Source organism: Deinococcus piscis, from assembly GCF_014653275.1.
GTDB lineage: Bacteria > Deinococcota > Deinococci > Deinococcales > Deinococcaceae > Deinococcus > Deinococcus piscis.
In genome coordinates this window covers 1-9089 of sequence record NZ_BNAL01000057.1, presented here as the reverse complement: position 1 = coordinate 9089, position 9089 = coordinate 1, and the positions used below count along the sequence as shown (strand labels likewise).

The following is a 9089-nucleotide window of genomic DNA, read 5'->3' as shown; positions in this document are numbered from 1 at the left end:
TCCAGTGTGCCCCACCCTCCTAAAAAGTGGGACCGATGTGGAAGGATTTCGCGTACCACTACCGGTTGAGTAATTCGGAGAACTGCTTTAGAGGATGTCTGGAAGCTGAGGACCATAAGTGCGGGCCTGCCCTCTGGGGTCTGTCATTTGCTCAGTGAAGGGGGCTTTCTGGCCAGTGCAACTCACCCATTGGCAGGAAGTGCGAAGGTGACGGTCATCGAAGCCACTCTCTTCATCATCCAGCTCCCTTGATATTCAGCCGTGCTTACTCGTACCGCAGGGCTTCTATCGGGGTCAGGTTAGCGGCGCGGCGGGCAGGCCAAACGCCGAAGATCAGCCCGATCAGCGCGCTCATGCCGATAGACAGTGCAGCCACGGCGGGCGAGAGGCTGACTTCACCGAAGTAGTTGGGAAAGGCGCGGGCAACAGCCAGGACCGTCGCCACACTCAGCACGTAGCCGATCAATCCACCTAGACCGGTCAGGGTAACGGCCTCAATCAGGAACTGGCCCAGAATGGTGCGGCTGCGTGCGCCGAGTGCCTTACGCAGTCCGATCTCACGGGTGCGCTCGGTCACCGAAACCAGCATGATGTTCATGATGCCGATGCCGCCCACCAGCAGACTGAGTCCCCCAATCCCGGCCAGTAGCGCCTGAAGCGCCCCGGTAATGGTCCGGAACTGCTCGACAAATTGGTCAAAGCTCTCAGCGCGCATGGCTTCATTGGGATGCCGGGCCTGCAAGATGGTCTTCACCTCGGCCATGACTTTTTGCTGGTCGGCCCCAGGATTCACCTGAAAAAACAGGTAATCGTAGGTGCCGCGCTCGCGGTAGTGCCGCCACACGTAATTGATCGGCACGTAGCCGGTGGCCTGGTTCATTCCGGCCAGCATGCCGCCTTTGGCCTTGGTCACGCCAATCACGGTGAATTGGTCGCGGACCTGGGTGCCGTCTCCATTGTTGACGCTCACGCGCAACGACTGACCGATAGGGTCCTGGCGGCCAAAATAATCCGAAGCTTCTTTTTCGCCTAGCACGATGACCGGGCTGCCCAGCTGATTTTCAGCAGCTGTAAAGTAGCGGCCCTTGAGCAGCTTGAGATTGCCGCCCTGGTTGGGGTAGGTGGCCCCCGTGCCTTCCAGATTGACCGAGCCGCTGTGATCCGAAGTGCTGGCCTGCACCGAGTAGGAAGCGGTGCTGATGTCGGTGAGTGGCAAGGAGGCCAGCGCCTGAATGTCGTCGCCGGTAAAGTTCCGCACAGGGCGCTGGTCACCACTGTAGTCGCCTGTGACATAAATCTGGCTGCCGCCGATTTCATTAAGCTGGCCCGTAATGCTGCTGGTGGCCATCTGGCCCAGAGCCAGCATGGTGCTGACCGCATAGACGCCGATAATCACACCGAGCATGGTCAGGAAGGCGCGCATCTTATTGGCGGCAATAGCGCTCAAGGCTGATTTGAAGTTTTCTAGGATATTCACAGCCCGTCTCCTGTTGTCTGCGCGTCTGTTTGCTGTGCTGCCCCCAGGCCCTCACGAGGCAGGATCAGGCCGTCACGCATCCAGATGACCCGCTCAGCACGCGCTCCCACCTCGTCCTCGTGGGTTACCAGCATGATGGTGCGGCCCTCAGCATGCAGCTCATCGAACAGATTAAGGATGTCCTTGGTGCTGCGGCTGTCCAGGTTGCCTGTCGGCTCATCTGCCAGCAGCACTGTCGGGTTCTGCACCAGCGCCCTGGCGATGGCGACCCGTTGCTTTTGCCCGCCTGAAAGCTCGTTGGGCTTGTGATGCAGCCGTTCGCCCAGCCCGACCCGCGTCAGCGCCTGCGCCGCCAGCTCCTCGCGTTCAGCGGCGGGCGTGCCCCGGTAGACCAGCGGCAGCGCCACATTGACCAGGGCGCTGGTGCGCGGCAACAGATTGAACGCCTGAAAGACGAACCCGATGCGTTCATTACGGACCCGCGCCAACTCGTCGTCGCTGAGGCCCAGAGTATCTTCACCGCCCAGGAAGTACTCGCCGGAAGTGGCCGTGTCTAGGCAGCCAATGATATGCATCAGCGTGGATTTGCCGCTGCCTGAAGCGCCCATCAGGGCCACGTACTCGCCCTGGCGTACGGTCAGGTTCACCCCCGCCAGGGCGCGCACCTCGGCGTCGCCCTCACCCGAGTAGGTTTTGGTCAGGCCACGCACTTCGATGACTGGCTCAGCAGGCTGCGCGCTCATGGCTCACCGACTTTCCCGCCTCCATCCTGAGGTTGATACTTCACGGTCTGGCCTTCGGTCAGGTCTTCGGGATAAGGCATGATGACCCAAGTTCCGGCGGGAATCCCGCTCACGGCGGCTTCGTTGGTGTTGCGCTGCCCCACGGTAACGGTGATCAGCCGGGCGGTGCCCTGCACGGCGGGTTGGGTGTTCTGCACTGTGGATTTCTGGGCTGCCGTGGTCGTGCTGACGGTACTGACGGTGCTGCTGGTGGCCGCGCTGGTCGTGACCGTGCTGACCGTGGTGGCAGAGCTGCTCTGGCCCGCTGCCTGCTCGGCGCTGGGTAAAAGGGTCCAGACGGTGGCCTGGCCCTTTGGCCCGGTCCCTTCCGGCTCACGGATGGCCGCGAGGGGCACCAGCGTGACATTGGGCTGTTTCAGGGTGGTGACGGTTGCCAGGGCGGTATAGCCGGGCCGCACGCGCTCGGTGCTGCTCAGGGCAATGCGGGCCTTGACCCGCGAACCCTGAACCGAAGTCTGAGCCACTGGATCAATGCGCTCTATCTGGCCGCTGATGTCCTCCCCAGGCAGGGCATCGAACTCAATGTCCACCTGCTGCCCCACTGTCAGGTCCGGAGAGCGCGTTTCATCGAACGGCACCTCCAGGTACAACTGGGCTGGGTCAATCAGTTCGATGGCGGCTTTGTCGGCGGCAGCAGGGTTGCCTACGCTGATATTCACGGCGCTGACCACCCCATCTGCCGGGGCACGCAGCTCCAGGTCACGCAGCGCGGCGCGCAGGTTCTGCACTTTGAGCCGGGCTGCGTCCAGGTTGGCCTGGGCCTGCTTGACCCCAGCCTGGGCCTGTTGCACCCCGGTTCTGGCCTGCTGCACCGCAGTTCTGGCCTGCTGCATTCCGGCTTGGGCACTGGCAAGCAGCGCCTGAGCCTGCTTGACCGCCGGGGACGTGTCGGCGGCACTCTGTGCCTGACGCACCCCAGCTTGGGCACTGACGAGAGTGGCCTGGGCCTGCTTGACTGCCGGGGACGTGTTGGCTGCGCTCTGCGCCTGGCGGAGACTGGCCTGCGCCGCTTTGAGCCCGGCTTCCGCTTGCTGGATGGCCGCCGCGTTGGACGGGGCCGGGCTGCCAGAGCGGGCAAAACTGAGATCGGCCTGGGCCTGGGAGACGCGGCGGGCCGCTTCATCCCGTTCCTGGCGGGTGCTCTGCACCTCCTGGGCACTGGCCGCGCCTGCCCCCTGCAGACTCTGCTGCAAGCTGAGGCGACTGTTGGCCGCCTGAAGCTCTGCCTGCGCTCCTTGCAGGACCAGCTCGGCTTTGGAGATTTCGCGCTGCTGCTCGCGCTGGGCGTCGCCGCCTGCGCTGCGTGCCCGATTCAGGTCAGCCTGCGCCCGCGCCACTTCGGCCTGGGCTTTGGCGATATCACCCTGTGCCCGCACGCCTTCCCCGGCAGCCCGCTCGACTTCGGCCTGGGCGCGGGTCACCTCGGCCTGAGCCTTGGCAATATCCCCCTGCGCCTGCTGTCCCTGACCCGCCGCCCGCTCAACTTCAGCCTGAGCGCGGGTCACCTCGGCCTGCGCTTTGGGCACTTCGTCCTGAACGCGGGCCACTTCACCGCGTGCCCGCTCGACTTCGGCCAGGGCGCGGGTCAGGTCCGCTTCGCTGGAACGCACCGCCGCCTGGGCCGTCTCGATGTCGCGTTGCTGGGCGGCGTCTTCCAGCCGGGCCAGCACATCACCGCGCCTGACCTGATCGCCTACGGCCACCAGCACCTCTTTGACAGTGCCCTGAGCACTGAAAGTCAGCTTTTGGCTGGTTTCGGACTGGGCCTGACCGGTGCCAGTCACTGTGCGAATCAGGGTGCCTTGGCGGACCTGGGCCGCCTGCACCTCCTGCACTGGTGGGCCTTTGGGAAGCAGCAGGTAGGTGGCCCCCGCGGCTCCAGCGGCCAGCGCCAGGAGCAGCCAGGGCGACCACTTGCGGCGGGCCTTTTTTGTTTTTCTCAGGGTGGTCGGTGTGGTGGGCGTAGTCGGTGTGCTTGTCAGAGACTCAGGCTGCGTGGGTGCGGACATCACATCACTCCTTCGGGATGGGGGTGGGGTCTGGCCCACAGCGGGGCCTGACTGCTCACCCAATTCCAGGTTTTGACTCAGTTCCAGGCTTTGGTGTTGGCGGCCACGCTCAGGGCAGCCAGGGCACTTTCGGCAGCGGCTCGGCGGCGGTCCAGCTCGCTTTCCGCTTGCAGGGCGTCCAGCTGGGATTTCAGCAGGACCTGCTTGGAGATCAGGCCGCTGCCAAAGCGCTGCTGCTGCACATGTGCCTGCTCGGCGGCGGTACTGGCGGTACGCGCCGCTGGGGCCACGGCGCTCACGACAGTCTGGTACTCCTGCCAGGCCGCTGTCAGGGCACTTTCCAGCGACAGCTGCGTGTCGGCCACGGCTGAGCGGGCGGCCAGCACGGCGGCCTGCGCGGCCTGCACTTCTACCGCTGCGCTGAGGTCCGTGGACTTGACTGTCAGATCCAGTTCGGCCTGGGCAAGCGCGGCTCTGGCTTTGATCATCCGGGGGTGGTGTTGCAAGGCCATGTTCAGGGCCGAGAGGGAGGGTGGGTCAGAGAGCTTCAGGCCCTGTCTGGGCAGCTGACCGGTGCGCCGTTCCACGGCGTCCTGAGCGGCCTTGAGGGCAGTTTCGGCCTGGGCGACAGCGGCAGCGGCGTTGTTGGCTTCGGCGCGGGCCGTCTCCAAGTCCAGCGCAGTGGCTGCGCCTGCATCAAAGCGCACCTGCGCTGCTGAGCGGCCAATCTGGGCCATCTCGGCCTGCACCTTTGCCAAGCGCAGGCCATACTCCGCTGCTGAGAGGGCTGCCAGCTCAGCAGCCAGCGCGGCGCGCACCTGCAATTCGCTCAGGCGTAGATTGGCCGCCGCTTCGTCAGCTCTGGCCTGCGCGGCCATGCGGGCTGGGCGCAGCGCCAGAGGGTCGGAGGCCAGCCGCGTCACCTCGGCTCTGGCCTGGGTCAGTTCGCCCTGGGCCAGCTGCACACTGACTGCCTGCGCGAGTGCCGGGCCAGTCAGCTCAGCTGTACCGTAAGCCGCCTGCGCTCCGGTCAAGGTGCCGAGCAAGGCCAGCGAGGCGACCAGGAGAGCGCCTTTGCAGATGGCGATGCTCATGAAGAGACCTCAGCCGGTGTGCCTATAACTGGCGTGCTCCCAGTCGGCGTGCTCACTGGCGCACTCTCAGTCGCCTGGGGGGTCAGCGGGGGCAGCCAGCCCGTAGCCCGCCAACCCTGAAGCGCACTCTGATGCTGCTGCTTACGTGCGGTCAGCAACTGAGCTTCCGCCCTGCGAGTGACCACCTGCGCCTGTGCCAGCACGGAGGGCGAGATCAGGCCCTGGTTCAACCGCTGCTGGGTCACTGCTTCGGCGTCCTGGGCTTCGGCCAGGGCCTGCGCGGCCAGCTCCGTATTCTGGGCGGCCTCTGCCAGCTGGCCGCGCCAGAGTGAGCGGGCCTGCGTGTCACGTTCCTGGGCCTGGGCCAGAGCTTTTTGCGCCTGAGTCACAGCCTGCTGGGCCAGGGCGACTTGCTCTGAGTTACGGCTGTTCAGCGGCATCGCTGCACTGAGTCCCAGATTCCAGCTGAGGTCTCCGGTGCCGCGCAGCGTGGCTTTGGCCGCGGCGCTGCCTGAGAGTTCACGGTCCACCGAAGCGCTCAGCGCAAAGTGATTGGCACTGAGCTGTCCCTGGCCCTGCACGCGCACGCCGCTCTGGGCTTCCAGCTCATTCAGACGCAGCTGCGCGGCAGCCAGATTGAGGCTGGCCTGCCGCACCGCTGCGGAGGGCTGCTGCCAGTCGGCGGGGGGAAGCGGTAGGGGAACCCAGGCCGCCAGGTCTGCGGTGGGGTCTGCGTCCAGCACGCCCTGGGCCAACAGCTCACTCTGCGCCAGGCTGCGGCTCAGGTTTGCTCGCTGAAGTGCATGGTGGGCCTGTTCCAGAGCCAGGCTCACCTGACGGCGGTCCAGTTCATTCAGGACGCCAGCGTCAGCCTGCGCCTGCGCCCGGCGCTCCTCCAGCTCGGCAACCTGAAGCTCTGCTTGCGCCGTTCGGATGGCCTGCTCCGCTTCAGCCAGGGCATACCAGCCGTCCAGCAGGTCCTCAAGGGCAGTGTAGTGGGCCGCACGAAGGGCCAGCTGCGCCCGCTGCACATCGGCAAGGCGGCGCTGCCCTTCGCGCCCCAGGGCCTGCGGACCCAGAAACTGAGCATTTATCCCGGCGGCGGCGTCGTTGACCGTGCTCCCCGTGGGCGACCGCACGGAGGTCCCTTCGGCCAGTGCCGAGAGTTCCAGGCGGCTCAGCCGCGCCAACTCCAGCTCCGCTCCCTGTAGCTCCTGCGCCCGCTGCTGCACCGTCAAGTTCTGCGGCGCGGCTTGCAGGGCGTCCCAGGTATTGAGCGGCTCTGCATACGCTGCACCGCTGACCAGGGCTGTCAGCCCTAATTTCTTCACCAACCCCCAATTACGCATACCGTCAGTGTGACACATCTTACTGTGAAGAAGGTCCTTCTAAAGTTGCAGACTATACGGCCTGCTCCCGGTTCAAAGTCTGGCCGGGCAGGACGCACTCCTTCTCCACACAATGCAGTTCGCTTCGCCTCTGGGCCAGGAGATGCTGGACTTTACGGCCCGGCACAAGTGACTGTGTGCCGGGTCAGAGAAGCGCGGTAGGTTGCAAGGGTGAGCGTGGAGTACGAGTGTTCAGCCCTTCACAGCCTTCACAGTCCGGTCCAGCCGCGCCAGCACCCGCTCCTGTCCCAGCACTCCCAGCAACTCGCCCAAGTCTGAGCTTTGGATGGTATCTGCGTTGGCGGCCCGCACGGGAGGCATGACCTTGCCCAACTCTAGCTAACTGTACTTTGGGGGATTCAGGTTCCACTGCATAAAGCCGTGCAGAACGAGAGATACCTACAGAGGTCAAGGCATCGCTGGGGTCCTTCTCCACACATTCTCTGCGGATAGCAGGAACAGTTTCACCGAAGAGACCGTTTGGCTGACTCAATCTCAGCCACTGTAGGAAGAGCAGAGCGACAAGGCAGAGTGTCATATGATGGTGTAGACCCTGCCAGGACCGACCTTCAAAGTGGTCCAGTCCAACTTCCTGCTTGAACTCTCTATGCCCGAGTTCACAGGCCCAGCGCTGTTTGGTGACTTGAACCAGTTGCTTGAGCGACGTTCGGGGAGGCAGATTACACAGATAGTATTTTCTTTCTCCTCGTCCACGCTCTTCGCCGATAATCCAGGCACCTTCCCCTGGAAGGTGCTGGCCTCTAGCATTCTCGTTTCCATCTGCCACTCGGACATACTTCGCAGCAAATTTTCCGGACAGGGGCCTCTTGGTGCCCCCACGCCAGATCAAGTGTTTCCATGGCTCCCGGGCGAGAACAGTTTCAACTGTCTCTGCCTCTCCAGACGGTGTCGGATGTTTCGGGGGCCTTCCCCGAAAATGCTTTGGTAAGGGAAGCAAGTGGACATCAGCAGGAAACACGCGCTGAGTCTGGATTGTGCCCACTGACCAGAACAGTCCTCGCTCAGTCAAAGCCCACCTGAACTGAGCATTGATCTCATAACTTGCACCTTGCATAGCTGAGCGAATAGCCGTGCTGGCGCAGGAATTCTTGCTCTTTTTGAAGCTGGCTCAGCAGGTGGTTGAGCCAGACTCCTGGCAACAAGGTGCACAGGGCCAGGCGGGCCACCTCTTTCAGGGTCATATCCTCTGAACGGTGCAGCATGGTCAGGGTGAAGGCCAGGAAGACCATCAGAATCCAGCGGTCCAGACCCCTGGCAGTTCGCAGCGCGAACTGCGCCAACCCAAACTGATGCTTCCCCTCTTTGAAGAAAGATTCCAGCGCCCAGCGCCGTTTTCCTTCGGCCAGGATGTCATCTCCCTCCAGAAGCTCGGATGACACCGCGAAGAATTCGCGGTCCCCACGAATCACTCTCCCCAGGGACAGCGTTTCCAGGGACCAATTGGCGAGGTTGACGTACCCCCCATGCGGACAGTCTGCAACCGTCACCCGGCCAGGATGGTCCGTGCGCCGGTTGCTCCTCACACCCACCACGAACTCGAAACCGAGGCGCTGCACACCTTCCAGAAAGACAGCGGCCTCAAAGCCGCTGTCCGCCAGTACGCAGACCTGAAAGCGCTTCCTCACAAAGTCTGGTACCTCTTCCAACAGATCAAGGGCCAGCGTGACTGGGGTGCTGGTGTGCTTGCCCTGGTAGACCCGGTAGGAGATGGGGAACTTCAGTTCCCCGTACTCGGCAAACAGGACCACCAAGTGAATGCCGTGCCTGCCGTTATAAACACTGACGTAGGGCAGCTGGGTGCCCACCTTTTCCACCGTGGTCAGGTCCACACTGAGCCGCAATCGAGGTTTGCGTTTGTGGCGAGCTGCGTCCAGCAACATGCGCCATTGGGTGTCCTGCATCTCTTCCCAGCAGCGGTCTGAATCCCAGTCGTAGATGTTGAAGAAACGGCTGAGTGCACTGGGGCTGACTCCCTCAGCCTCGCTGAACTTGGTCTTCTGACCTGGACTGTGGAAGAGGTGCAGCGAAGCTTGCAAGCTTCGCTGCTGGTACAGCGTCTCTGGAATCCCCAGAACCTGCTGTGCGAAAATACGGGTGCGCTCCCCTGAAACCGGTTGATTCACACTTCCAGATTTTCAGCTCTGGGAGCGCCTTTTGGCTACCTATGCAGGTGCAAGTTCTGAGTTGATGCCATATCCTGCATCAGCCAATACCATGCCAAATTGGACAGGGTAGTGGCTGCATCAACGTGACAAGTTGTATCGGTGGAAGGCCAGAGTCAGGCTGGCTTCGAGCAT

7 protein-coding genes and 1 pseudogene are annotated in these 9089 nt (G+C 63.2%); all 8 read right to left on the bottom strand.

All coding sequences use genetic code 11. The features are described from left to right. Positions 1 to 265 precede the first annotated feature (265 nt). The gene (locus IE158_RS12915; RefSeq protein ID WP_189644125.1) at positions 266 to 1477 is read right to left on the bottom strand and encodes an ABC transporter permease; all 1212 of its coding nucleotides are present in this window, start codon (positions 1475 to 1477) and stop codon (positions 266 to 268) included. Then, on the bottom strand, positions 1474 to 2220 hold the full coding sequence (locus IE158_RS12910; protein ID WP_189644124.1) for an ABC transporter ATP-binding protein: 747 nt from the start codon (positions 2218 to 2220) through the stop codon (positions 1474 to 1476). Before IE158_RS12910 ends, IE158_RS12915 begins: the two co-directional genes overlap by 4 nt. After that, complete coding sequence (locus tag IE158_RS12905) at positions 2217 to 4289, bottom strand: HlyD family efflux transporter periplasmic adaptor subunit (protein ID WP_189644123.1); 2073 nt, start codon at positions 4287 to 4289, stop codon at positions 2217 to 2219. The genes IE158_RS12910 and IE158_RS12905 overlap by 4 nt, the downstream gene beginning before the upstream one ends. 77 nt (positions 4290 to 4366) lie before the next feature. Further along, positions 4367 to 5383, bottom strand: a complete 1017-nt coding sequence (locus tag IE158_RS12900; RefSeq protein ID WP_189644122.1) for a TolC family protein — start codon at positions 5381 to 5383, stop codon at positions 4367 to 4369. Further along, positions 5380 to 6732: a TolC family protein gene (locus IE158_RS12895; RefSeq protein WP_189644121.1), complete on the bottom strand. Its 1353-nt coding sequence runs from the start codon at positions 6730 to 6732 to the stop codon at positions 5380 to 5382. Before IE158_RS12895 ends, IE158_RS12900 begins: the two co-directional genes overlap by 4 nt. 231 nt (positions 6733 to 6963) lie before the next feature. After that, positions 6964 to 7104, bottom strand: a complete 141-nt coding sequence (locus tag IE158_RS13650) for a hypothetical protein (RefSeq protein ID WP_308430691.1) — start codon at positions 7102 to 7104, stop codon at positions 6964 to 6966. 26 nt (positions 7105 to 7130) lie between these two features. After that, positions 7131 to 7837 (bottom strand): annotated as a pseudogene (locus tag IE158_RS13785) (transposase); the annotation flags it as partial. Beyond that, positions 7827 to 8915: a transposase gene (locus tag IE158_RS12885; protein WP_189644119.1), complete on the bottom strand. Its 1089-nt coding sequence runs from the start codon at positions 8913 to 8915 to the stop codon at positions 7827 to 7829. The pseudogene IE158_RS13785 and the gene IE158_RS12885, both read right to left, overlap by 11 nt. Positions 8916 to 9089: the final 174 nt, after the last annotated feature.

What these genes read in the sequence shown, in the direction of transcription:
- IE158_RS12910 (WP_189644124.1), bottom strand. Translation starts at nt 2,220, where the DNA reads ATGAGCGCGCAGCCTGCTGAGCCAGTCATCGAAGTGCGTGGCCTGACC.
- IE158_RS12900 (WP_189644122.1), bottom strand. Translation starts at nt 5,383, where the DNA reads ATGAGCATCGCCATCTGCAAAGGCGCTCTCCTGGTCGCCTCGCTGGCC.
- IE158_RS12895 (WP_189644121.1), bottom strand. Translation starts at nt 6,732, where the DNA reads ATGCGTAATTGGGGGTTGGTGAAGAAATTAGGGCTGACAGCCCTGGTC.
- IE158_RS12905 (WP_189644123.1), bottom strand. Translation starts at nt 4,289, where the DNA reads ATGTCCGCACCCACGCAGCCTGAGTCTCTGACAAGCACACCGACTACG.